The sequence below is a fragment of the Prevotella sp. PTAC genome (genome assembly GCF_013166535.1).
Lineage (GTDB): Bacteria > Bacteroidota > Bacteroidia > Bacteroidales > Bacteroidaceae > Prevotella.
The window spans coordinates 1-25,129 of record NZ_JABKKK010000004.1 but is presented as its reverse complement, the minus strand read 5'-3'; the positions used below and the strand labels follow the sequence as shown (position 1 = coordinate 25,129).

20 protein-coding genes, 1 tRNA gene and 1 pseudogene are annotated in these 25,129 nt (G+C 48.4%); 11 read left to right on the top strand and 11 right to left on the bottom strand.

Annotated elements, in window-relative coordinates; translation table 11 throughout:
- Positions 1-296 precede the first annotated feature (296 nt).
- From HPS53_RS03800 to HPS53_RS03755, 10 genes are all read right to left on the bottom strand, one after another.
- Complete coding sequence (locus HPS53_RS03800; protein ID WP_172204496.1) at positions 297-3,278, bottom strand: DUF4450 domain-containing protein; 2,982 nt, start codon at positions 3,276-3,278, stop codon at positions 297-299.
- Positions 3,279-4,024: 746 nt separating this feature from the next.
- On the bottom strand, positions 4,025-5,656 hold the full coding sequence (gene groL / locus HPS53_RS03795) for a chaperonin GroEL (RefSeq protein WP_172204494.1): 1,632 nt from the start codon (positions 5,654-5,656) through the stop codon (positions 4,025-4,027).
- A gap of 187 nt (positions 5,657-5,843) precedes the next feature.
- Positions 5,844-6,113, bottom strand: coding sequence for a co-chaperone GroES (locus HPS53_RS03790; RefSeq protein WP_104370306.1), 270 nt, complete (start codon positions 6,111-6,113; stop codon positions 5,844-5,846).
- Positions 6,114-6,207: 94 nt separating this feature from the next.
- Entirely contained in the window at positions 6,208-7,245 is a 1,038-nt protein-coding gene (locus HPS53_RS03785; RefSeq protein ID WP_172204492.1) for a glycosyltransferase, read from the bottom strand.
- 14 nt (positions 7,246-7,259) lie between these two features.
- Positions 7,260-9,113 carry a hypothetical protein gene (locus HPS53_RS03780; protein ID WP_216651879.1) on the bottom strand — a complete coding sequence of 618 codons (1,854 nt, stop codon included), beginning with the start codon at positions 9,111-9,113 and terminating at the stop codon, positions 7,260-7,262.
- A 4-nt stretch (positions 9,114-9,117) separates the two neighbouring features.
- Positions 9,118-10,176, bottom strand: coding sequence for an NAD/NADP-dependent octopine/nopaline dehydrogenase family protein (locus tag HPS53_RS03775; protein WP_172204489.1), 1,059 nt, complete (start codon positions 10,174-10,176; stop codon positions 9,118-9,120).
- 15 nt (positions 10,177-10,191) lie between these two features.
- Positions 10,192-11,400 carry an ATP-grasp domain-containing protein gene (locus HPS53_RS03770; RefSeq protein WP_172204487.1) on the bottom strand — a complete coding sequence of 403 codons (1,209 nt, stop codon included), beginning with the start codon at positions 11,398-11,400 and terminating at the stop codon, positions 10,192-10,194.
- Positions 11,397-12,506, bottom strand: coding sequence for a DegT/DnrJ/EryC1/StrS aminotransferase family protein (locus tag HPS53_RS03765; RefSeq protein ID WP_172204485.1), 1,110 nt, complete (start codon positions 12,504-12,506; stop codon positions 11,397-11,399). The genes HPS53_RS03770 and HPS53_RS03765 overlap by 4 nt, the downstream gene beginning before the upstream one ends.
- 19 nt (positions 12,507-12,525) lie before the next feature.
- Positions 12,526-13,875, bottom strand: coding sequence for a glycoside hydrolase family 28 protein (locus HPS53_RS03760; RefSeq protein WP_104370300.1), 1,350 nt, complete (start codon positions 13,873-13,875; stop codon positions 12,526-12,528).
- A 377-nt stretch (positions 13,876-14,252) separates the two neighbouring features.
- Positions 14,253-14,492 carry a hypothetical protein gene (locus HPS53_RS03755; RefSeq protein WP_172204483.1) on the bottom strand — a complete coding sequence of 80 codons (240 nt, stop codon included), beginning with the start codon at positions 14,490-14,492 and terminating at the stop codon, positions 14,253-14,255.
- Positions 14,493-14,759: 267 nt separating this feature from the next.
- On the opposite strand from HPS53_RS03755, the gene sppA reads away from it, so the two are divergent.
- From sppA to HPS53_RS03700, 11 genes and pseudogenes are all read left to right on the top strand, one after another.
- Positions 14,760-16,532, top strand: a complete 1,773-nt coding sequence (gene sppA / locus HPS53_RS03750; protein WP_172204481.1) for a signal peptide peptidase SppA — start codon at positions 14,760-14,762, stop codon at positions 16,530-16,532.
- Between the two features lie 22 nt (positions 16,533-16,554).
- Positions 16,555-17,724 (top strand): tetraacyldisaccharide 4'-kinase, encoded by a 1,170-nt coding sequence (gene lpxK, locus HPS53_RS03745; RefSeq protein WP_104370298.1) that lies wholly within the window; start codon positions 16,555-16,557, stop codon positions 17,722-17,724.
- The gene (locus tag HPS53_RS03740) at positions 17,609-18,418 is read left to right on the top strand and encodes a purine-nucleoside phosphorylase (RefSeq protein WP_104370297.1); all 810 of its coding nucleotides are present in this window, start codon (positions 17,609-17,611) and stop codon (positions 18,416-18,418) included. Before lpxK ends, HPS53_RS03740 begins: the two co-directional genes overlap by 116 nt.
- An 18-nt stretch (positions 18,419-18,436) precedes the next feature.
- On the top strand, positions 18,437-18,592 hold the full coding sequence (locus HPS53_RS03735; RefSeq protein ID WP_172204479.1) for a hypothetical protein: 156 nt from the start codon (positions 18,437-18,439) through the stop codon (positions 18,590-18,592).
- 78 nt (positions 18,593-18,670) lie between these two features.
- Complete coding sequence (thiL, locus tag HPS53_RS03730) at positions 18,671-19,741, top strand: thiamine-phosphate kinase (protein WP_104370296.1); 1,071 nt, start codon at positions 18,671-18,673, stop codon at positions 19,739-19,741.
- Positions 19,742-19,868: 127 nt separating this feature from the next.
- Positions 19,869-19,941: transfer RNA gene (locus HPS53_RS03725), tRNA-Phe, on the top strand.
- Positions 19,942-20,280: 339 nt separating this feature from the next.
- The gene (locus tag HPS53_RS03720) at positions 20,281-20,841 is read left to right on the top strand and encodes a hypothetical protein (RefSeq protein ID WP_172204477.1); all 561 of its coding nucleotides are present in this window, start codon (positions 20,281-20,283) and stop codon (positions 20,839-20,841) included.
- Positions 20,842-20,883: 42 nt separating this feature from the next.
- Positions 20,884-21,273 (top strand): rhodanese-like domain-containing protein, encoded by a 390-nt coding sequence (locus HPS53_RS03715; RefSeq protein ID WP_172204475.1) that lies wholly within the window; start codon positions 20,884-20,886, stop codon positions 21,271-21,273.
- A 159-nt stretch (positions 21,274-21,432) separates the two neighbouring features.
- Positions 21,433-22,674: an MFS transporter gene (locus HPS53_RS03710; RefSeq protein WP_104368253.1), complete on the top strand. Its 1,242-nt coding sequence runs from the start codon at positions 21,433-21,435 to the stop codon at positions 22,672-22,674.
- A gap of 118 nt (positions 22,675-22,792) precedes the next feature.
- A pseudogene (locus HPS53_RS03705) lies at positions 22,793-23,704 on the top strand (pectinesterase family protein); the annotation flags it as partial.
- Between the two features lie 451 nt (positions 23,705-24,155).
- Entirely contained in the window at positions 24,156-24,788 is a 633-nt protein-coding gene (locus tag HPS53_RS03700) for a hypothetical protein (protein ID WP_172204472.1), read from the top strand.
- Positions 24,789-24,792: 4 nt separating this feature from the next.
- Here the strand turns inward: HPS53_RS03700 and HPS53_RS03695 are convergent.
- On the bottom strand, positions 24,793-25,129 hold a 337-nt coding region (locus tag HPS53_RS03695), incomplete at its 5' end, for a transposase (RefSeq protein WP_172204470.1).

The following is a 25,129-nucleotide window of genomic DNA, read 5'->3' as shown; positions in this document are numbered from 1 at the left end:
CTACGCCACATACCATGAATATTTTTTTCATTCAGCGTCCCGTTGCGTTGCGTTTAGCGTCTGAACGGAAGCCAACGGGACGCTAAACGCATCGCAACCGGCATCCAATCGCGCTCCAACGGGTGTCCCGTCGCAAAAAAAGCCGCTTTTCGCCAAACGGCGAAAAGCGGCATATCGCATTGCATATAGCAGTGTGTATCGTATTCGTTTTCTATTTCAACAGAAAACAAAGTGTTAATTCCATGACTTTTTCATTACAGTAATACATCGGTAACAAAGTCATTTACAACATATTTTCACTTTTTAAGTGTCACGCCCATCAGTCCTATCACGACATCGCACGATAGAGTACGCACGGTTATGGACTCCAGTTTCTTTTCGGGATTGAGAGGCATGTTGAGCATTTGGGCGGCTCCGCCGGGAATGGGACGGCCGTAGACGCCGGTTATTCCAAGCTCGCGGCCGAGGTCACGGCTCACCTTACCGTTGCCGAGGCACACACGGTAAGGACGGGAAGAGGCCAGACAGAATGCCTTTCCGTCTTCAAAATAGTCTTGCTCTATGGGGCACCAGTTGTCGGGATTGACAAGTCTGAGAGTGTCTGACGTACCGTCTTTGTATCTCACCACGACGATGCCATTGTCTATACGGCTCTGCATGTGGTTTGTAGAGCCGGCCATGAGAAGGCAGGCGGCAGACGCCTTTCCTGAAAGGGGCACGGTGACACTGTCTGGATAGTTATCCCACAAAGAGGTATAGACGATATTGCGGCCTTCTTTCATCGTGCGGAAAGGTACTCCCGCCACGGTAAACATGTCGTTCTTGACAAGCGTGCGGAACACAGAGTCGTTTATCTCGGCGGTCAAAGTGGGGTGACACCACTCGCCGATACCCTGCACCGGTATCTGCAACGTGGTGTAAGGAGAGCGAGGAGAAAGGTATTCATTCTTGTAAATATCGGCCACATTGGCGTTCATGACCTTGTCCATCTTCACAGGAACATAGCGTCCGGCGGTCGGTTCGTCGAGTCCGAGCTCGCGCGCAGACGGCCTCACGACCGCAGCACGCACGGCCCTGCGTCCGGAGATGACCTCGGGACGCTCCACGGTTATCACCTGATGAGCCTCGGCCGAGCCTTCGATGTCACGAAAACGGCCGTTTGCCAGATTTTGACGCACCACGATCTTGAGCGGTTGGGCAAAGTTCTGTGTAATATCATACACGTCTTTATTACCCACACGCTTATACTTATATGTCATATAAGGAGTGGACACAGAGGCGCTGTCCCACGATGACGGGAAACCGGGACGGACAACGCAACGGCCGTTCAGGGCATCGGGAACGATACCGAAAAGTCCTTGCAACAGCGTGCGCGACGATATTCCGATACAGTCTCCGAAGTCGCGGTAACACTCGCCGCGGGCGGCATCATAGAAACTGAGCTGTCCGAAATTACCGGGGCTGTCGCTCAGATACATCTGATCCATAATGTTCGCTTTCATGAGGGCAAAACCGTCATCGGCACGTCCGGCCTCGAAATATGCAAGGGCGGTGTGCATCACCTCAGCGGCAGCAACATTGTTGATACTCCACGAATAGGGGTGCCAGTTGGATGTGGATATGGTTGAGCCATACTCGGCGTCTTTCGTGGCGACGGTGATGTGTGGTATCTCGTTATCCACATACTCTGTCGCCTGATAGAACTGCTCGGGCGAACCTGCGCCACAGTCTATCGGTGTATAAACAGACCACAGGGCTGCGCTCTCATGCTTGCGCTTCAAACCGAGAGATTCCTCAAACTCGGCCCAGTGGCCGCGGTCGTTAAGCCACAGACGGGCATTCATGGCTTTCAATATGCGGGCGGCCTCGGCACGATATGGGGCGGCATCCTCACCTATAATCTCGGCTATGCGGGCGGCGAGAAGATTGCTGCGGTAGTTATAAGCCGACGAGTGGGTCACTGCTCCGCCGCTGTAATATAGGGCGTCGCTCGCCCAGATACAGCAGTAGGCATCGTAAAGGCCGTCGCCGTCGGGGTCGTAATTGCGCTTCTCCCATGCCAGATGCGACTTGATTACGGGCCACATCTTGCGCATATATACAGTGTCGGCGTTGTAGCAGAAATGCCACATCAGCTCGTCCATGTAGTTGAGGTTCATGTCGTAGTGGTGCATCTGGTTGTCTCGCTCGGGATTACGGCAGATGTATCCGTTGCTGTACATCTGTGTACCCCACTTCTTCTCGGCACGGGCCATGTTCATCTTCGGATCCATAGACGGGTGAGGAATGGTTGGCTCAACCTTTGTCACCTGGCTCTTGGCGTATGCGTCGAAGTGAGAGCGGGCACGGTCGTTCCATCCGAGCACGTCGCCCAGATAACCGGCACGCCAGCCGGCCAGCGGCATGCGCCAGCCAATACAACCGTGCAGCCATGTCTGTCCGTCCCAATCGCCGTCGGCAGCCACCACGAGAGCACCTCCGAGGGTATTTATATAGGGATCGGGCGTGCTGAAAACAACACGGGCAGCAAGCGTCTTGAAATAGTCGCGGGTAGCATCGAAACGCTTTGCCGCCTGCCGGCTGTCGGTATTCTTTATGGCTGAACCGGACACGGCGAAGTAGCTCGTGGCACTCACCGCCTTGCCATCGGCGGCAGTCCATTCGGATGTAGTCAGCCCCGCGTCGCCGGCGGCCGACTCGAAGCATCCGGGTTTGTCCGCTCCGATGTCTCCGTTACGGTGTAACTTCGGATTGGCGATATTGCACACAAGAGCCTTTACCGAAAGAGGCGACTTGAAGTTGTCGGCTCTGAATTTCCAGATAGCGCCCTCCTCGTCTGTCAAAGCCACCACTTCCACATACAGCCGGCCGTCACCCCATGACTTATCGGCAAGCACATAGCGGCGTGTGCCGTCCGAATAGCGTGCCTCACAATAGTTGGTGGAATCGAGTTGGAGCTCTCGGCCTTCATATACCGCACGGAAACGGATATTACGATAATCACGTTTCTTGTATATGGCAAATATAGGACGGTCGCTCGTCTCTATGCGATAGTCAGTATATCCTCCATAGAGCGCACGGCTGTAACGGTTTATTCCGTTCACGCAAACGAAGTCGTTGCCGTCCGGTTGATACCTGAGCACCCGCTCCGCTCCGCGCCTTGCCTCATTATACGAACGCGACTCGATAAAATCTCCCACCGTTTTCTGTGCCATAGAAGGGGCACAAAGCAATAGCGTCAAACCGACATTGATTTGTTTTAATACCGATAGTTTCATTGTTTTGTATTATAGTTTGTCGTTCAATAATTATAGTTTGTTTCGTTCAATAATTATAGTTTGTTTCATTTACGTACTGGACTTTCTTGATTTGATAATTAAACTTATCCTGCCCTACCGTTAAATATGTTTTATCCGACAGCCCAACCTTGCTTGTACATGAACCACTGTCTGCATATTATGCTCTCACAGTGCGTTTGTGTATATGGTATAAACGCCTGTTCATCATTTAAAGACAGCTTATTCTGTATTTACGGATAGCCTGTCAACACCTACTGATTATCCGTTCGGACCGTCACGGAATGCCTGCTTATGATTTGCGGATGACCCGTTGGTTTATCCGTTAACTCCAATCCGGCTTCCATTAACGAAAGCACATATTTACAATTGCCCGTATACCCCCGGCAACCGCAATAAGACAGGCTGCAAGTCGTAGATGCAAATTTAGCCATTATTTACGAGAAACACGAATTATTATAATAAAAAAACCTATTGTCATCCCGACAATAGGTTTCTAAAAACAAACTACTTAAAAACTAATCTACTAAAACAAATCAAAAATATCTTGTATATGTATCATCTTATCACATTGATATTTATAATCTTCTTACATTGCAAAGGTATGTACTTTATTATTCCTTACAAAACAAAATCGGTAAAATTTTATACTTATAAGTGTATAAAATACAAATAAAGGCCGATGAAATCATCGGCCTTTATCATTTTGCTATCTATGGTTTGCAATATCACATCATTCCGCCCATTCCGGGAGCGCCACCCATAGGCATTGCCGCCTTATCCTCTGGTTTGTCTACTATAAGGCATTCCGTGGTAAGGAAAAGGCCCGCGATAGAAGCTGCGTTCTCCAAAGCCACACGTGCTACCTTTGCAGGGTCTATGACACCGGCCTTGCGCATATCCTCATAGACATCCGTACGGGCGTTATATCCGTAATCACCCTCGCCTTCGCGGACTTTCTGCACAACCACGGCACCTTCACCGCCGGCGTTGGTTACTATCTGACGGAGAGGCTCCTCGATGGCACGCTCAACAATGTCGATACCGGTCTGCTCATCGGCATTGACACCTTTGACATCCTTCAATGTTGAAAGAGCACGGATATAAGTTGTGCCTCCACCGGCAACAACACCCTCTTCAATGGCCGCACGTGTTGCGCATAAAGCGTCATCGACACGGTCTTTCTTCTCTTTCATTTCCACTTCGCTGTTGGCTCCGACATAAAGAACAGCCACACCACCTGCCATCTTGGCCAAACGCTCCTGCAACTTCTCCTTGTCATAAGAGCTTGTCGTGTTGCTTATCTCATTCTTTATCTGTGCCACACGGTCTGCGATAGCTTGTTTTTCGCCTGCACCATTCACGATAGTGGTGTTGTCTTTCGTCACAACCACCTTGTCGCAAGTACCAAGCATCTCGAGAGTTGCCTGCTCAAGTTTCAGTCCTTTCTCCTCGCTTATCACAGTTCCGCCTGTCAACACGGCTATATCCTCAAGCATTGCCTTACGGCGATCGCCAAATCCTGGAGCCTTGACAGCGCATATTTTGAGACCGCCGCGCAAACGATTGACAACAAGAGTGGTAAGCGCCTCAGAGTCCACATCCTCTGCCACCACGAGAAGAGGACGTCCGCTCTCTGCCGCAGGCTGAAGAACAGGAAGAAAATCTTTGATATTGCTTATCTTCTTGTCATAGATGAGGATGTAAGGATTGTCCATCACGCACTCCATCTTATCGGCATCGGTCATGAAATAGCTGCTCAGATAACCTCGATCGAACTGCATTCCCTCCACCACATTAATATATGTGTCGCGGCTCTTGCTCTCTTCGATCGTGATAACACCGTCCTTGCTGACCTTACGCATAGCGTCGGCGATGAGTTTTCCTATCTCGGGATCGTTGTTTGCTGATATAGTAGCCACCTGCTCTATCTTATCGTAGTTGTCGTCCACTTTCTCAGCATTGCCTTTGATGTATTCCACTACGGCGGCAACAGCCTTGTCTATACCGCGCTTGAGATCCATGGGGTTAGCTCCGGCCGTCACATTCTTCAAACCGACATTGATAATACTCTGTGCCAATATTGTGGCTGTGGTCGTTCCGTCACCGGCATCATCGCCGGTCTTGCTTGCCACGCTCTTGACAAGCTGTGCACCGGTATTCTCGAAATGGTCTTCAAGCTCCACTTCCTTTGCTACCGTCACACCGTCTTTTGTTATCTGTGGAGCACCGAACTTCTTTTCGATAATCACATTGCGGCCTTTCGGGCCGAGCGTAACTTTCACTGCATTAGCCAACTGATCTACACCCTGCTTCAATAAATCGCGGGCATCCATATTGAATTTTATATCTTTTGCCATGGTTATTGTTTATTATTTAAATAGTATTCTCTATTTATTTTCTGAAAATATGATGAATTATCGGATATCATGACAAGAACTATTTGTCATAAAGACAACATCTTTTCACCATCCGGACAATTCAATCTAAACATTATATATTATATTCCTTTTAATCCTGATTTATAGTCTACATGTCAGGAATATCTCACCCTATCACCGCGAGCACATCACTCTGGCGCATCATAAGGTACTTTTCGCCCTCAAATTCAAGTTCTGTACCTGAATATTTTCCATAAAGCACCTCGTCGCCCTCTTTGAGAACCATCTCTTCATCCTTTGTCCCCTTGCCTGTCGCAACGATTTTACCGTGCAACGGTTTCTCTTTTGCCGTGTCGGGAATAATAATACCGCCAACTTTCTCTTCTGCCGGCGCAGGAAGCACCAATACTCTGTCTGCTAATGGTTTAATGTTCATAATTCTAATGTATTTATTGTTTTATTTTAAACTATTAATTTCTATTCATTTATCCTATTTCATCGTGTATTATGCCAAAACCATGCCAAACGCATTATCTGCCAAAGTGGCAGACGTTTCTTATCCGATACAACAAATAATGGTATCGTTCTTTCAATTTCATCTTAAAATCGAAACAGGCATATACATCTTCGAAATTGTCTATTATCATTTTCCGTTTATTACGATGCCTGCTCATATTCTCATATAACAATCTTGCGGCACGCCAAGCGAACAATTCGTGGTACTTTCCACCGCTGTACTCATCAAGACCGGACAACATGTCAAACTCCGACCGCCAGCCTTTCATCAGATTTTCTACACTTGCCCGCTTAACCCTTGCCGTCCATGAGTTACCTGTAGTGAAATATCTGTACACAGCCGTACGGTCAATCAGATAATAAATACCTCCGTTTATCAGCGCAAATGTCTGCAACGGGAAATCACCCACATGGCAAGTAAGGCAACACTCCGGGTAATTATCTATAAGACTCTTGCGAAACATGAACGTGGCAGTACGGGCAAAACCACCGCCTATACGCATCACATCCTCCGTGGAAGCTATCCCGCTCTCACTATATCGGCCTTGTTCGTCACATAATCCGTTTTCTGATAGTTGATAGGCATTTGTAACACACATGGCTATTTCCGGATTACCTTCCAATACATCCACTTGCTTTTGAAGCTTCAAAGGGTCTGTCCAGTAGTCATCTCCCTCACAAAGAGCTATGTATTTGCCCCTTGCCGACATTCTGTTCCATATTCCGTTATAACGTGTGTCTTTCCCGTCTATAATAATATGTGAAACATTTCTGTCGCGTACATATAGCCTTATCTTGTCCTGATGCGCAAAAGCATATTCCTTACATATTTCCGCTGTCCCGTCCGTTGAGCCGTCATCACCTATCACTATCTCATAATCGAAATTCACATCCTGCATAAGTATTGCATCTATACATTGACGTATGAACTCCTTGTGCTGATAAGTAGTCACTACTACCGATACCAACGGATGCATACTGTTCACCGGTTTCTTGTCGCCAAGATACTCAACCTGCATTCGAAAACGATTATATAATTCCTTTATAAACATAAATTCCGTATGTCTTAATCTTTCATTTGATTTACAATGTACCTATAACGGCTTTCCGTTGATATTATACGGCCATCATCGTCAACGACACGAACACTACCGTTCTTTACCGCCGTCTTCCACATCGTGGCCTTAGGATATTTCCGCTGATGGTCAAGCAGATAAGGAACAGGCAGGAAACCTTCTGTAAAAACCTTCTCAAAACCTTCCGGAGTATATAAGTTCGGTATATTGTCTTCCAGTATACAAATAGCGGTTTTGCACTCCTCATACAGTTCTTCTGCCCGTTCAAGTGTCTCCATATGGTGTTTCATGTCCGGTACGAGTCCCTTAATCCGGGCTTGCCTATACTCCCTCAGGGCAGACAACGTTATCTGTATACTTTCCTTTATAACAGGAGGTGTTGCCAGCCTGACTGCCTCGCAGTAATTCACCACATGCACAATTTGCGGACTGTCACTATTATCCGGTTCCAAATCATCCATCAGACAAGTGACGGCGGCAAGCTGTATTTTAGCCTCTTCCAAATCAGGAGAGAAATAATCAAGCCCCGCACGCGACTGAAGACTGAAACGAAAGTTCCCGTCTTCCAACTCACGCACAAGCCGTATCAGTGTCCGCCCCTTTGCCAAATCCTGTATACCGATTGTATATTTCGGCGTATTCAACATATTCTGCAAAATAAGATGACGCACCCCAAGCCTCTTACATGCTTTTGCCGCAAGATAACCTGATATAATGTAACTAACATCGTCGCATCCACGGAACGCGAAATGATGAGGGACATTAGGTTCGACAGGCTTACCTGTGGTTACGATATAACCAATAGCATCAAAATGCTCTTTCAAATTTTCAAGCAGAGTATTACTTCCGCGCCCATCCAATTCATTAAACCACCAAAAAGACAGAGCATGCCATGAAATATTAAGAGAACGCTCATGTATGCGTGCCAGTTCAGGAACATTCTTTGTCCCTGAATATGTTCGTGTAAGCATCGGACGTGCGTTTTCTCTTATCACCCGATATTCGATTTCCGAATTTACCGGTATTCCGCCGCCGTTTGACAGTCCTTCCCAATTTTCTCCAAAATGAGATTGTGTCAACTGCGAGCTGCCTATCGACAAAACATCAAGCAATCCGGATGCCGCAAGTTCCTCACACCATGAATTGTATTCTTTCAATGCCTCCTCACGATTTACATTATAAGGCCCGGAATGTGTTCTTATTATAGGTAATGTATGCTTGGCTGTCGCATAATCAAGGCGGGCGAGATATGAGTCATCATCTTTGCCACATTGCGCATAGCCGAAATGATCAGGAGAGACAATATGCCTATATCTCTCCGACTCAATCAATTCCTTGGCAAAATTCCATCGCATCCTATCATACTCGTCATCCTGAGAGACTGATACTGGTATACGTTCCTGTGGCACACCAAGCATAGTCAACGACCGTACAGGCGGCTCGTCTCCACGAAATACAAGAACAGAACCTCCTGTTTTCCCCGACACCATATCGCAAGTATCCGGTAATCCGGCGAAATGAATGCCTTTCAGCCTGCCTCCGTCTTTTGAGAACATCTTGTCACCCAACAGCCGTTCGTATAAAGAAAGAAACAATTCACAACCTTTCTGCGGGTCAAGTCTGTAACTAAAGCCGAGACGTGTTATCCCGTTCTCCCCTATCCAACGCTTTACCAGACCATAATTGTTAAGACGGGTCAGGTTTTCCAACGCTCCATTCACGTCATCGCCGGCAATACATACCTTGTAACCACAATCTCTCAAAAGATTGGCGATTGTGAATATCCCCATTGTGTGTACATCAACCAATGGCTTTATTAATCCATAAACCTCCGATGTGTCCATTCTGTTAACCTTGAAAAAGTTTTATTATTTCGTCTTTCGACATTCCGGAAAGGTTCAAATTGTCAAGCGTACGCCCTTTTTCACGAAAATCAATGTCAAGCAAAGAAGATGTCAATACTATCAGCGAGTCCATCAAAGGGGTGTCCACGCCTACCAAACGGGCAAGCTCGCTCATCGGCAAAAGACCGGTAGGAATGTCTTCCGTCAATTGACGCGTAAATATAGTTCCCGGCCCGAGAATATCGTTATAAGCAGGATTGTTCCTGAACCGCTCTTTCAATGTACACCCTTCGGTTTCCGGATACGCATACCTTATCCATTCAAAAACAGGCATAAGCCTTATACCATACGCTCTGCCGATACGTAACCGCTCTTTATCAAGTTTCTCGATAAAAGCCGCAACTTCATCGGTTATATCACGATAGAAATAAAACTTATCGTTACGCTCGATGGTAGCCACATTAAAAATAACTATCGACGGATGAAATATAGCTCCTATATTCTCCAAACCTGTATGGATAAAGTTCACAGCAGGAATAAACCCAGGGAACAAATCACCGAACCAACTTATTATAGTTTCGGTTTCCAACGGAGTACGGCCAGTCAACGGCACATTGTCTTTTACTCCTATCACTTTCACCACCCCGTCCCTGACCTTACGACACGCATATAATAAAGTCTGCGCCTCGGCTATCATGACATTGAGTTCTTTCCGTTGTGCCAACACTCCGTTCAGTTCAACTATTCCCAGCGTTCTTCCCGGATTGAGGATAATTGCCTGCCCGTTACGGAGAAATGGCAACATCAGATTTGCTATTTCCCTATGTGCGGTAGAAGTTGTGACAATCATTATCAAATCGGCAAAACACACAGCCTTTTCAATACTGTCCGTTATAATTTCCACCACCCCTACGGCATTCAATACCCCTTCGAGTCTTATTATGTTATCCGGTATATCAGGTTTCCTTCGTCCGTAAAGGCATACCGGCAATCCCATGGCAGCACAATATCCCGCTACCGCCTGTCCTCCGTTGCCTGTTCCGATAACAGTAATCTTCCGCATAGCACCGCTCTTCACTTAAAACAAACCATGTATCATCATATCTTCACCGATTGATGATATAACCTTAATGTGCGAATCCACAAAAAACTGTTTGTCATCAAGCTCTTTCGCCGTGTTAGCCGTTATGAGGTAACCCGCAGGGCGGTCACCGCTTGTCTTGACATGTTCTATCTTCATCCCTGCTGTCTTATATTGGAAATAATCATCTATCACACCAGTATCTTTCAACATGTCGAAACCTTCCAGATGATCAAACACTCCTGGGGTACAATATATATAAACCATCTTGGCATATTCGACTTGCTTTGAAGGATTCACGGAGGGTGTCTCTCCCAGTATCAGACTCACATATTCCGCCATTATGTCAACCCCTGTCAACCTGTGGATCAAACTGTACTTCGAGCCGCCTCCCATTCTTGCGCTGAACTCGATTACACTCATACCCTCTTCACCGTCTATCAACTGTACCAACAGCGGGGCGTTAACTATGCCGAAAGCAGCCGATATACAGTCTGCTATTCTTTCCAACTCACGTTGCTTTGCCAAATCAACCACCGGATATATGCTTGCGAGAATAGTGAAAGACGATCTCTTCGGTATTTTCACGGACTTGGTGGCAGACAGGAATATCGCTTTCCCGTCTTTAATATAAAAATCAGCGGAAATCTCATCTCCTTTTTTGTATTCTTCCACAACGGCTGTGCAAGTGCGGCTCGCCTTTATGGCATTCTCGATACATAAAGCCAGTTGCTCTTCTTCATCCACAAGACTGACACCTTTCGAAGAATTACAGTCAACCGGCTTTACAACCAGCGGAAAAGTGAAATTTTCCAATATACCAACATCCTGTTTGTCGATAATAGCATATCGGGCCGTCGGAATTCCATTGTCCGCCAGTATCTTCTTCATATACGACTTGTTGGTCACATTAAGTCCCAGACGATGAGACAGGTAACACGGCAGCCCCAACTGCTCTGAAACATTTGCCACGGTGAGCAGAGCCTGATCGGTGCAAGCCGTACAAACAAGCCCCACCCTTTCCGCGACAGCTATGGCTTTCACCCGCTCCACATCAAGAGTGCTCGCCACTATATGTTTATCCGCATAATCACGGGCTGGCGGATTTTCAAAATAGTCTATCAGTACGACCGTATGCCCGCGACGTTTCAATTCGCATATCAGAGCAATCTGATCGGCCCCTCCGGCCAACACAAGTATTTTCATATTTCTATCAGTGATAATATTCTTTCCACATCCTCACCGCCCAGCTCATGGTGCATCGGCAGGCATATCACGCTGTCGGCCATGCGGTGGGCCTCGGGAAGATTCGACAGTGCAGCAGAAGGAAGGCCGCGATAGGTAGAGAACGTGCTTATGAGCGGATAGAAATACCGTCGGCCGAACACTCCGGCATCGCGCATTTTGAAATACAGCTCATCACGTGACATGCCGTATTCGCTCTCGTCCACAAATACAGGGAAGTACGAATAATTATGCCTTACGCCTGGCTTGTCGTTGAAAAACCTTAGGCCGGCAACGTCTTTCAACCTCTCACGGTATTGCAAAGCCACATTCCGGCGTGCCGCTATCGCCCTGTCCACCTGTTTCAAGTTCAGCAATCCGTAGGCCGAGCGTATCTCGTCCATCTTGCTGTTTATCCCGGGAGCCACCACTTCCGTCTCACTGGCAAATCCGAAATTTTTAAGATAATCGATACGTTTTTTTGTCTCGGCGTCTCTCACCACCAGCGCTCCCCCCTCAATGGTATTGAAAACCTTGGTGGCATGAAAGCTGAGCGTCGACATGTCGCCGGCGTTCAGCACGCTCACCCCGTCTTTCTCCACACCGAAAGCATGAGCCGCATCGTATATGACACGAAGTCCATACTTATCGGCTATGCTCTGTATGGCATCGGTATCGCATGGCGTACCATACACATGTACCGGCATTATGGCCGTTGTCTTCGGTGAAATGGCGGCCTCTATCCGCTCCGGATCAATATTTCCCGTCGTCGGGTCTATGTCCACGAACACAGGCTTGATACCGTTCCACCAAAGAGAATGGCTCGTGGCCACGAAACTGTAAGGAGAGGTTATCACCTCGCCCGTGACCCGCATGGCCTGCAATGCCGTAATGAGCGGAAGCGTACCATTGGTGAAGAGACTTACATAGGGTACTTTGAGATACTCGCACAACGCGCTTTCAAGACGCTTGTGGAAAGCGCCGTTGTTGGTTATCCACTTACTTTCCCAAATCTCTTTCAATGACTCGCTGAAACTTTCCAACTCCGGCAGAAGCGGCGATGTCACGGTTATCTTCTTGTTGTCCATGGCCTGTTTTTTATTTCCGTTATTTGACGGCTGTGCCGTTTATCTTCAAGTTCTTCACCACGCAGTTTTCTATCACAGTCTTGTCAAAGGCATTCTTCTTGTCCTGCACGTCGCAGTTCTCGAACGTGAAATCCGTAAGGCGGTATTTGTCCGACTTGCCCACGTCGAAGAAGTTCTTGCAGTCCATCTTTATATTGCGCAATGTTATGTTGTTGCATGTGGAGAGAGGCATGTCGTCACGCTGTTCGGGCTTGAAGAACTGTGTCCACGGACGCACCACGAGGAAGCTGTTGCAGTCTCCCGTGAGGTCTTCCACCGTCACGTACTCATAATGCTGAGGCGTGTCAGGACGCATTTTGAGCCACAGCACACGGTTTGCCTGAGTCACGGTACACCGGCGCAGGATTACATTACGGTCGTGCAGGCTCTCGCTGCCGAGAGTGAGGCATCCGTGCACCTTGCCGTATGTACAGTCCTGGATGATGATGTTCGAGCACGGACCGTTGTTCGGATCTTTGTCCGCCCAAGTTCCCTTGCCGCCTTTGAGCACCACCGCGTCATCGCACACGCTCATGTAGCATCCGTGTATGAGTACGTTCTTGCACACGTCGAGGTCTATCGCGTCGGAGCTGGGGGCACCGCGCTTCGGGTCTACCGGTGTCACTCCGCTGTTGGGCGCATAAATATAGCAGCCGAGATAGCGCACATACTCGCTCTTATACAAGTGGTTTGTCCAGAAAGGGCTGTTGATGAGGCGCACATCCTGCACGGTGACGTTCTTGCTGTTTGATATGTATACCAGCCTGGGGCGCATGGCTTCGAGGTTGGTACACTGACGGTTATACTGGCGGCGTATCCAGAACTCCTCCCAATAATTGCGGCCGTTACCGTTGACAGTTCCTTTTCCCGCTATCGTGAAACCGTCCACACCGTCGGCGTTCACCAACGCGGCGAAATACTTGAGTGTCTGGCCCTCCATGCGGGTGGTAAGCAGTTTGAAGTCGCGTATGCGGTCGCTGCCTTTCAGTGTGCCGCCCTCTTCGACATAGAGGTGCGTGCCCTGCTTGAAGAACACCGAACCGGAAAGGAATGTTCCTTTCGGTATCACCACCACGCCGCCACCGGCCGCTGCCGCCTTGTCTATCACGGCCTGTATCTGCTCCGTCTGCACTATCGTAGAGTCATTCTTCACTCCATAGTCGGTGATGACATACTTACGGCCGAGCGTCTCCACGTCAACTTTCGACGTGTCACTGAACCACTCGGGAACAGGTGTACCGTCAGGGAAAAGTTCGACTTTCTTTTTCTTCGCGAACGATGCCGTGCAAATCACTGCGAGCGACAACGTGACAATCATTCTGATATTCATTTTCCTTAATACTGTTTTGTTGATTAGTTTACTGACCGCAAAGATAATATTTTTTTCCTAATAAAGGACAACCGGCACACCGATAATTTCTTTTCAAAACGACAAAGCGCATGAAGCGTCAAAATAAAATGAAAATCACGGACATACGGAAAAGAACAAGTCTCCGGCAGAAACACATGGGAATACAACACACCGGACAAAGCTCTCCATCATAAAAAAGCCGTTCTTCCATGAATCCGCAAAACACCTTACGCACTATCATGAAAGATATCAAAAAAATCCGACAAAAAGCCTTGCAAAACTCACCCGTTTTGAAAAAACTACCGCCCGACCCGATTTTCCCGAAACATCACACTCCCCTCACAACAGCCTGAATATCAATACAATACACCAAACCTCGCCCAAACCTGCACTCCTGGCATCGGTTGCCGGGCACTATTTTCTTGCAACGGGATACCCGTTGGAGTCCATTCAGCGGCATATCGCGAGGTAACGGGTATCCCGTTGCAAGACAACGAGCGGCCGAATGCAACCCAACGGGTGTCTAAACGTGACATCACCCCATGCCACCGCCCCTTGAGCCACATCGCATATAGCGCATTGTATATCGCGTTCACGTTCTATTTCGTCCAAAAACAAAACGTTAAATTTATGACATTATTTTTACATTTGCCATACCTTTCAACACGGTCACAATTCCCATTGTCATAATAATTCAAAATAATTTCGTTTATTACGGTGATTATTCGTATCTTTGCAAGATAAAGCATGTGCCCGACACCGGCCGGCGACAGCGAACGAGACGGATTGACCGGAGACACGCTCCTTTCGCCATATCCGCGTTATATTTGCTAAAATCGTAATTTATCTATAAATATATCATTATGAAAGATTTCATCAAGTACACACTGGCCACCGTTACCGGTTTAGCCCTATCCGTCTCGCTGATGACCGCCATCTGCATTTTCTCACTGATAGGCATGGCTCTATCCGGAAGCGCTACAATGGCAGTGAAAGACAACTCCGTGTTTGTACTCTCCCTGTCGGGAATCCTACAAGAAAGAGCGAAAGACGACCCGATGAGCATTATCATGGGCAGCGCAGGAGAAAGCCTCGGGCTTGACAACATACTTGAAGCAATAGAAAAGGCCAAAGAAAACAATGACATTAAAGGAATATACATCGAGGCCGGCATGTTCGCCCCCGACGCTCCCGCTTCGGCACAGGCAATACGCAACAAGTTGAGCGACTTCCGAAAGAGCGGCAAGTGGATCGTGGCATATGGAGACAGCTATACCCAAAACGCATACTATATATGCTCTGTGGCAGACAAGGTATTTCTGAACCCGCAGGGAATGATAGACTGGCACGGCCTGGCGTCACAGCCTTACTTTCTGAAAGACATGCTCGCGAAGTTCGGAGTAAAGGTGCAGCTGTCTAAAGTAGGCAAATACAAAAGCGCCCCCGAAATGCTCACGGCCGACGGCATGAGCGAGCCTAACAGAGAACAGGTGACCGCATACCTGCAAGGCACATGGAACTCAATGGTGAAAGACGTGAGCGCCAGCCGCAGGGTCTCAACGGAAAAACTCAACGAATATGCCGACAACCTCATCATGACGGCCGAGCCGGAGAGTTACATATCCATGAGACTCGTAGACAAACTTATGTACACGGACGAGGTCAAAGTCGAGATAAAAAAACTGCTCGGCATCGACAATGATGAGACTATAAACCAGCTGTCACTCGGCGACATGGCAAACGTGGAACGCAAAAACAGCGACAAGGGAGACAATATTGCCGTTTACTACGCTTACGGAGACATCGTCGACATGGCACCCGGAGGGTTGTCGAGCGAGAATTGCATCAACGCCCAAGTCGTATGCAGGGATCTTGACAAGCTCGCCGACGATGACGACGTGAAAGCAGTAGTCATCCGAGTCAACTCAGGCGGCGGAAGCGCATACGCATCCGAGCAGATATGGCACTCGGTGGTTAACTTGAAAAAGAAAAAGCCCGTGGTGGTTTCCATGGGCGGATATGCCGCCTCCGGCGGTTACTACATGAGCTGCGCCGCAAACCATATCTATGCAGAGCCGACGACACTCACGGGAAGCATCGGCATATTCGGTATGTTCCCTGATTACAGCGGCCTGCTGACCGACAAGCTCGGAGTGAAATTCGATGAGGTAAAGACAAACCGGCACAGCGCTTTCGGCACACCGGCACGCCCGTTCAACGAGGAAGAGATAGCCTATCTCAACAAATATATAGACCGCGGATACAATCTGTTCCGCAAACGTGTGGCCGACGGCCGCAAGATGTCGGTAGACGCCGTGGAGAAAATAGCCCAGGGACGTGTATGGACAGGCAGCGACGCACTGAAAGTGAAACTCGTCGACGAGCTTGGCGGTCTTGACAAGGCTGTGAAGAAAGCCGCCCGACTGGCAAAACTCGACGAATACCATACGACCGGCTATCCGGCACCTCCGAGTTTCATGGATCAGTTCGTGTCAAGAATGTCGGGCAGAAACTATCTCAACGAGCAAATGAAGAGCGTGCTCGGAGAGTTCTACGCACCGTTTATGTTCATCAAAGACATAAACAACCAGAACGCCATACAGGCCAGAATGCCTTACAGGATAGTAATGAAATAACCCGGAAACGGCACAGGACAAAATGGAAGGAGACCTCATAAAGATAAACTACCGGCTGTTGCCGCTCAGTTGGATATACGGCGCTGCCGTAAGACTGCGCAATACACTGTTCGAAGTGGGAATATTGAAAAGCAGGGCTTTCGACATCCCGATGATATCGGTGGGCAACATCACAATCGGAGGCACTGGCAAAACACCGCACGTGGAGTATCTCGTAAGACTGCTGAAAGACAGATTTAACGTGGCGGTGCTCAGCCGGGGATACAAACGTAAAAGCCGCGGCTTCGTGCTCGCCGGCGCAGACTCTACAGTGAGGGACATCGGAGACGAGCCTTACCAGATGAAAACCAAGTTTCCCGACATAACCGTAGCTGTCGACAAAGACAGGTGCCACGGTGTGGATCGGCTTACAGACGACAACACAGCGGAAGACATCGACGTGATATTGCTCGACGATGCGTTTCAGCACCGGTATGTCAAACCCGGTATAAACATACTGCTTGTAGACTATCACAGACTGATAATATACGACAAACTGTTGCCGGCGGGACGCCTGCGGGAACCCCTGTCAGGCAAGAACAGGGCAGACATCGTTATCGTCACGAAGTGCCCGAAAGGACTGAAGCCGATGGAGTTCAGAGTTATCACAAAGGCTATGAACCTTTACCCATACCAGCATCTGTACTTCACTACACTCGACTATGACTCGCCACGCCATATATTCGGCAACGGCGAGAGGCAGCTCGGCACGCTGAAAGACGAGAACATACTGCTGCTCACGGGTATAGCGTCGCCAGGACAGATGATGATAGACCTCAAAGAACATACCGGGAGCATCACACCGCTCACGTTCAGGGATCACCATGCGTTCACGAAGAAAGACGCGGAGAAGATCAACAGGGCATTCGAGCGGCTGCCGTCACCGAAGATTATCATCACCACCGAGAAAGACGCGACGCGACTTCAAGGTCTCGAAGGACTGGACGAAGAGGTTCGCAACAGCCTCTACGCACTGCCGGTGAAAGTGCGCTTCATGCTCGAACAGGAAGAACGGTTTAACGAAAATATAACAGGTTATGTACGAAAGAATTCAAGAAACAGCATCCTGGTTAAAGCAAAGGATGACAACAAGTCCAAAGACGGCCATCATTCTGGGAACAGGCCTCGGACAATTAGCTTCAGAAATAACTGACGCATACTACTTCCCGTATCAGGAAATACCCAACTTTCCGGTGTCGACGGTAGAGGGACACGCCGGAAGGCTTATCTTCGGAAAGCTCGGCGACAAGGACATCATGGCCATGGAAGGCCGCTTCCACTACTACGAGGGCTACTCGATGAAGGAAGTGACGTTCCCCATCCGCGTGATGTACGAGCTGGGCATCGAGACACTGTTTGTCTCCAACGCCTCGGGCGGCATGAATCCGGAGTTCAAGATAGGCGACCTGATGATTATAACAGACCACATCAACTTCTTCCCCGAGCACCCGTTGCGCGGCAAGAACTTCCCCACCGGCCCCCGTTTCCCCGACATGCACGAGACATACGACAACAAACTCATTGCCGAGGCCGACGCAATCGCGGCCGAAAAGGGCATCCGTGTGGTTCACGGCGTATACGTGGGAGTGCAAGGCCCGACATTTGAGACACCCGCGGAATACAAGATGTATCACCGGCTGGGCGGTGACGCCGTTGGCATGAGCACCGTGCCTGAAGTCATCGTGGCGCACCATTGCGGCATAAAGACCTTCGGAATAAGCATCATCACCGACCTCGGACTGGAGGACACACCCGTGGAAGTGAGCCACGAGGAAGTGCAGATAGCCGCCAACAAGGCTCAACCGCTCATGACGGAGATCATGCGCGAGATGATAAACAGGGCGTAATAATTACGCCGGCCGATTATGAATTTTGAATTATGGACGACATACACAACGGTCATCCATAGTTCAAAATTCATGGCTTTATGCAGAATATTTCATTTCACCCGCCATACATTCGCGGCAAACAGTGCCCATGATGCCATAGCAACCGGAATATCAAGACATCAGGCCGCATAAACGAACCCGCATATACAGGAATGCTATTAACAAGCAAACAGTCCAACATTAACAGTATAATTACAACCCAATTAAAGAATGAATATCTCAGAATTAGGTGAGTTCGGCCTCATCAGCAGACTGACAAAAGACATCAAACCGAAAAACGAATCTACAAAATACGGTGTGGGAGACGACTGCGCCGTTGTTCATTATCCCGACAAAGAAGTTCTCATCACCACCGACATGCTCATGGAAGGAGTACACTTCGATCTCACATACACCGACATGAGACATCTCGGATACAAGTCGGCGATGGTGAACATAAGCGACATATTCGCCATGAACGGTACCCCGAGGCAACTCACGGTGAGCCTCGCGCTGAGCAAACGATTCACAGTGGAGGACGTGGAGATGTTCTACGAAGGACTCCGCATGGCGTGCGACAAGTGGAACGTGGACATTGTCGGAGGCGACACCACATCATCATACACAGGGCTTGCCATCAGTATAACATGCATCGGAGAAGCCGACAAAGATGAGATAATATACAGAAATGGAGCCAAGGAAACCGATCTCGTGTGCGTGTCGGGCGACCTGGGAGCGGCATACATGGGCCTGCAACTGCTCGAACGAGAGAAAAGCGTATACTACCAGCAGGTAAACGAGGCAAGAAAAAAAGGAGATCAAAAGGCATTAAAGGAGCTGGCACAGTTCCAACCGGAGTTTGCCGGCAAAGAATATCTGCTGCAACGGCAACTGCAAGCCGAGGCACGGGGCGACATCATCAGGCGACTGCACGAGGCCGGTATCCGCCCTACGGCCATGATGGATATCAGCGACGGCCTTTCGAGCGAGCTCATACACATCTGCAAGCAAAGCCACACCGGATGCCGCATCTTCGAGAAAAACCTGCCGATAGACTATCAGACAGCGGTAATGGCCGAGGAACTGAACATGAACGTGACCACATGCGCACTCAACGGCGGCGAAGACTACGAGCTGCTCTTCACCGTGCCGATAGGAGACTACGGAAAGATAGAAGCCCTGGAAGACGTAAGACTGATAGGACATATCACCAAAGAAAGCCTTGGAACTGTCCTCGTGACCAGAGACGACAACGAGTTTGAGCTCAAAGCGCAGGGCTGGAACCCGCTAAGCAAGGAATAATACGGCAAATGCCAAGACAGCACAGGCCGTATTGTTAAAACACCTTAAACAACAACTTTTTAGCATTCGTTTATGCTGTTTTGTTAATTTTAATGCGTATCTTTGCACCCGCAAAACAAAACAAGGAGGTGCCATAGCTCAGTTGGTAGAGCAAAGGACTGAAAATCCTTGTGTCCCCGGTTCGATTCCTGGTGGCACCACTCCTCCTTTCATTAGCCCTGTTCGCGCAAGCGGCAGGGTTTTCTTTTTGCCCTCACCCACCCTCGTCACGCCTAAGCGGCAACGCCTTTTTACGGGGCAGTAGAAAATCCATGTAAATCCAATTTCCATATCAGGCGTCATCCTATAACTCGATTGCCAGTTCACCTCCCTAAAAAAAATAACACTGCGGGCACATACGGTCAAGACGTGACAATTGCATACAGTACAATATAAAAAATGTTATATAAAAAAGCCAACAGCAAGCCGTTTCGCCACAATATATTATATTTGCAGCACGGACAAAATATTTTTGCCTATAAAAACAAATAACTAAAAAAATGAGAACCCTCATCGCCATTTCCATACTATTCGCGCTTGCCGCCGGACTGGCAGATACCATCATGCCAAGAATAAAGTACAAGGATTTCGCCGACGTGCTGGAAGAAGAAATAAACAGAAGCCCGCTCATATCATACACCGACCCCTATATAGGCTTCACTGTACAATACCCGGAATGCTTCAAAATAGACAAGACGGAAGACGACACGACAGGCTTGGTGACATTCAGGCACGACACCACCACACATATAATAATGGAATGCTTCACATGCAGAATATCGGACACCGCCAATCCGGACAGGGCCATTGCGAAGCTCGCCGGCGACATAAACGCACAAATAGCGAAGACCGACGACGGATATATACTGCACGGGCGGATATATGAGAACGGAGTGCCGATAGAAGGCTACCGGCACTACACCAAATACACGCCCAAGGACAAACTATGGATCGCATACTCGCTGGTATACCCGGAGGAATACGGTGAAAGGCTCGGACGGCTCTTCAACATCATAAAGCAATGGCAACCGTGGCAGGACAGACACACATCCACAGCCTGACAGCCACAAAGTCAAACATTAATCAATACGACATAAACGGATATGAAAAAGAAAATAAAGACACTGCTGTTAGGCTGTATCGGTTCCATTCTCGGAGCATGTGCCCAAAGCGAAGACGTAAACAGCGTAGGAGCGGAAGAATTTGAACAAGGGATTAAATCCGACAGTGCGACAGTGCTCGACGTGCGCACGGCCGGCGAATATGCCGAAGGGCATATAGCCGGCGCAAAGAACATAGACGTGCAGAAAGCCGGCTTCAGAAACATGGCAGCCGCACAGCTGCCGAAAGATCGCACGGTATGGGTATACTGCCGGTCGGGCAGGCGCTCGCTCACAGCCGCACGTATACTGAAGAAAGAAGGCTATGAGGTCGTAAACCTGAAAGGCGGAATCATGGAGTGGGAGCAGAAAGGGAAACCGACAGAGAAATAACCGCTCCGAAATGTCATCGCCATATCACTGAAAGGGCATAACGATGACATCCGGGTCCATCTATCGGCAAACAAAGCCTCAGCAAACATAAAACAAGAACGAAAAAAAAGCCCGTTTAAGAATAAATATATTACCTTTGTATCGGTTTATATTTTCAAAATGAGCGGCAAATTGAAATCCGATAAAGAACTGGCAGTCTCAAAATACATGACCGATACCGAAGCGAAAGAACGGCTTTGGAACAAAGAGTATTGCAAGGCCATGTGCGGAAATTTCATGATGTTTTTCTCTTTTTACCTGCTGACGCCCCTGCTTCCGATATATCTCAATGAGCACTTTCATGCCGACAAGGACTTGACAGGACTGGTCTTGTCGGGCTATGTGACGGCGGCGCTGGTGGTAAGGCCGTTCAGCGGTTTTATTGTAGACTGTTTCGACCGCAAAAAAGTCCTAATGCTCTGTTTCTTCTCATTCTTTATATGTTTTGCCGGATATATCGGAGCAAGCACGCTCCTTATGTTCGCCATAGTCCGCACACTGCACGGACTGCCGTTCGGAGCCACCACCGTGGCCAACAGTACGGTGGCGATAGACGTGCTTCCGTCTTCAAGACGCAGCGAGGGAATAGGCTTCTACGGACTGAGCAACAACATAGCCATGGCCATCGCGCCGTCGGCCGGAATATGGATATACAGCGCAACTGACAATTTTGCCATCCTCTTCTGGATCTCTTTGGCCGTGGCCTTCACCGGTTTCCTATGCGCATATTCGATTAAACTACGTAAACGGAAGCCGATAGAGGACAAACCACGCATCAGCATGGATCACTTTTTCCTCACTCGCGCATGGCTTATGGCAATAAATATTCTACTCTTCGGACTATGCTGGGGAGTGATGAGCAACTACGTGGCCATATACGGAAAAGAGAGACTCGGAATTACGGATGGCACGGGAGTTTTCTTTGCCATACTGTCAATAGGTCTCGCGGCATCGCGCCTATACGGCGCAAAGTCTCTAAGGGAAGGCCGACTGACGGGAAACGCTCTCCAAGGAGCAATACTAAGCTCTTTCGGATTCTCGCTTTTCGCTCTATCACCCGGAATGTGGGCATACTACCTGTCGGCGCTGCTCATAGGACTTGGCAACGGCAGGATGTTTCCGGCATTCATGAACATGTTCATCTCCGTGGCAAGAAAAGACCAGCGGGGCACAGCCAACTCATCCATTCTCACATCGTGGGATATCGGTATGGGAATAGGTATACTTTCGGGAGGACTCATTGTGGAACATATCGGCTACACAGCGGCTTTCCTGTTTACCGCCGGCTCACAGATTACAGGCACTCTACTGTTGCTTTTGTCCACAAGAAAATTCTTCATTGCAAGACGGCTTACCGATTAAACATATTATACTTAAAACAACATCTACAAATCAGAAACAATCAATTATGAAAAAAGCATTATCAATCATTGTCATGATAATCACTTCACTTTCAGTCATGGCACAGCAAAAAGAAAACTACGACTTCATCGTTGCGCAAGACGGCACAGGAGATTTCAAGACCGTACAGGAAGCTTTCAACGCAGTTCCCGACTACCGAAAAGCCGGAGAGACACGCATATTCATACGCAACGGCATATACAAGGAGAAACTAATACTTGCAGAAAGCAAACAAAACGTCACCATAATAGGCGAAAGCGTAGAGGGAACGATACTCACGTATGACGATTACGCATCGAAGCCGAATAAGTTTGGCGAGAATACCGGCACGTCAGGTTCTTCGTCCTGCTATATATACGGCCCCGACTTTCACGCTTTCAATATAACATTCAGCAACACAGCGGGACCTGTAGGTCAGGCTGTCGCACTATTTGTAAGCGGCGACAGGGCCGTGTTCGTCAATTGCCGATTCAAAGGTTTCCAAGACACTCTGTATACTTACGGCAAACGTTCCAAGCAATTATACAAAGACTGCTACATCGAAGGCACGGTGGATTTCATCTTCGGTGCGTCCACATGTTTCTTTGACAACTGCCAGATACACAGCCTCAGACGCGGATACCTCACTGCCGCATCGACCCTGCAAGACGTGAAATACGGCTATGTGCTGCACAAATGCCGGCTGACGGCCGAGCCGGGAGTGGAGAAAGTAATGCTGGGCAGACCATGGCGTCCTTACGCCAAGACAGTATACATAGACTGTGTGATGGGAAGCCACATATCGCCTGAGGGCTGGCACAACTGGGGAGTGGAAAAAGAGAAGACGGCTTTCTACGGTGAGAGCGGCTCGGTAAATACGGACGGGAAGCAGACAGACACAGGAAAACGCGTCAAATGGGTGCACACCATCGACAAAGACGACTACACGATAGACAAAGTACTTGCCGACAAGGACAAGCCTGAGTGGTATATAATAAAACAGCAATACTGAAACACGCCCGGACATGAAAAGACCGGTTACCATCGCGATGCTGTTCACCGCCACCCTCATGATGCCTGCTCACGTTATCGTCCGTATCCGGCTGTCGAGTGTGGTGTAGCCACCCCACGAGCCGCTGCCGGCCGGTGCGAACACCTTAGGCTACGAGTGGTCTTCGTTCTGCCATACGGTAATGCCGTCGCTGAACGTCATCTTCTTTTATCCCACCGGCAATGGCGCTGTTTTTGCTGTTGTCTGTGTGTGGGGTTATAGACGAACACAATGGCACGGAGACGCAGACGCAAACATAGCTCTGTGTCTCCGTGAATCTGTATTAAGCAAATAAAACCGTTGAAAAACATTACCGGGTATCCGGATTTCGCAGAAAATTATTATATTTGCGGTGTTTCCATGCTCATGAAAGCGCGGAAGCGGGGAGCGGTTACGGCACATGCTGAGGGGCATGGCCGTTGCGGTATGCCTCGTTGCAGGTGTCATGCCGACAGAAGCGGATGATCATCATTATGTGATTTCCAAAAAGTTCTCTTACAGCGGAAAGCCCCAGATCTCGGCAATGTACATAGAGACAAACACGGCAAGTATTTATGATGAGAATATGAATTTGGTTAAAACCGTGTCGTATAAGATGCCCAAAACATGTACTAAGACAGTGACAGAGGAGCGCTTTATCATTCCCGGAGAGTATGTCAATTCGATACAAGGTGAGTTTTATACATCTGTAAGCGGCCTCGAAGAGGTTATTATTATTGCGAACGCAGCTGGTTGTGAATCGTATACCAAGAAAGGAAACGTGCACACATTCCTGCCCATAGATTTGCCCGAAGACCAAGGTGAATATCATAAAATCGTATATACGGATGGTGAAGACCATTGCATTATGTATCATATTATTCGTTATCCGAAGTATTCCGACTGGCAGGTTACGGACGAGCAGACAGTTGAGAATTCGTATCATATCCCCACCCCATTTATCTATAATTGTGATGCGGATATTGTTACAGGTTACACCACGTTCTTCTTTACGCAGACAATGTTCAACAACGACGATAAATACGAGTATATAGTGGGTCAGTAGAAAATTAGTGGGGATAAGCGTAAAGGTTTGCTATACGGAACAGGAAGAACTTCTTGTCAGCAACACCCCTAAGGTTTGCCCTGAATAGTTTTATCTTGGCATTGAATGATTCAGCCATCGCATTGGAAGCACGGTTGTTGTAGAATTTCAATATTTCATCATAATGCTCATAGAAGGTCACGGCGATGACGTTAAAGGAATGAAATCCTGCTTCTTCGACCTTGCTATACCACTTTGCCATAGACAAACGTGCGGCATCCTTGATTGTGTTTTTTGAAAAGATCATCCGCAAGGAATGGCACAGGCCGTATGCCGTTCTGATATCCGGATACTCTTCGAAC

Excerpts from the sequence above, each read along its gene's own strand:
- HPS53_RS03710 (WP_104368253.1), top strand. The coding sequence starts at position 21,433 with ATGAGCGGCAAATTGAAATCCGATAAAGAACTGGCAGTCTCAAAATAC.
- HPS53_RS03720 (WP_172204477.1), top strand. The coding sequence starts at position 20,281 with ATGAGAACCCTCATCGCCATTTCCATACTATTCGCGCTTGCCGCCGGA.
- HPS53_RS03740 (WP_104370297.1), top strand. The coding sequence starts at position 17,609 with ATGTACGAAAGAATTCAAGAAACAGCATCCTGGTTAAAGCAAAGGATG.
- HPS53_RS03800 (WP_172204496.1), bottom strand. The coding sequence starts at position 3,278 with ATGAAACTATCGGTATTAAAACAAATCAATGTCGGTTTGACGCTATTG.
- lpxK (WP_104370298.1), top strand. The coding sequence starts at position 16,555 with ATGGAAGGAGACCTCATAAAGATAAACTACCGGCTGTTGCCGCTCAGT.
- thiL (WP_104370296.1), top strand. The coding sequence starts at position 18,671 with ATGAATATCTCAGAATTAGGTGAGTTCGGCCTCATCAGCAGACTGACA.
- HPS53_RS03775 (WP_172204489.1), bottom strand. The coding sequence starts at position 10,176 with ATGCGGAAGATTACTGTTATCGGAACAGGCAACGGAGGACAGGCGGTA.
- sppA (WP_172204481.1), top strand. The coding sequence starts at position 14,760 with ATGAAAGATTTCATCAAGTACACACTGGCCACCGTTACCGGTTTAGCC.
- HPS53_RS03770 (WP_172204487.1), bottom strand. The coding sequence starts at position 11,400 with ATGAAAATACTTGTGTTGGCCGGAGGGGCCGATCAGATTGCTCTGATA.
- HPS53_RS03780 (WP_216651879.1), bottom strand. The coding sequence starts at position 9,113 with ATGGACACATCGGAGGTTTATGGATTAATAAAGCCATTGGTTGATGTA.
- HPS53_RS03715 (WP_172204475.1), top strand. The coding sequence starts at position 20,884 with ATGAAAAAGAAAATAAAGACACTGCTGTTAGGCTGTATCGGTTCCATT.
- HPS53_RS03790 (WP_104370306.1), bottom strand. The coding sequence starts at position 6,113 with ATGAACATTAAACCATTAGCAGACAGAGTATTGGTGCTTCCTGCGCCG.
- HPS53_RS03735 (WP_172204479.1), top strand. The coding sequence starts at position 18,437 with ATGAATTTTGAATTATGGACGACATACACAACGGTCATCCATAGTTCA.
- HPS53_RS03785 (WP_172204492.1), bottom strand. The coding sequence starts at position 7,245 with ATGTTTATAAAGGAATTATATAATCGTTTTCGAATGCAGGTTGAGTAT.
- HPS53_RS03760 (WP_104370300.1), bottom strand. The coding sequence starts at position 13,875 with ATGAATATCAGAATGATTGTCACGTTGTCGCTCGCAGTGATTTGCACG.
- HPS53_RS03700 (WP_172204472.1), top strand. The coding sequence starts at position 24,156 with ATGGCCGTTGCGGTATGCCTCGTTGCAGGTGTCATGCCGACAGAAGCG.
- HPS53_RS03765 (WP_172204485.1), bottom strand. The coding sequence starts at position 12,506 with ATGGACAACAAGAAGATAACCGTGACATCGCCGCTTCTGCCGGAGTTG.
- groL (WP_172204494.1), bottom strand. The coding sequence starts at position 5,656 with ATGGCAAAAGATATAAAATTCAATATGGATGCCCGCGATTTATTGAAG.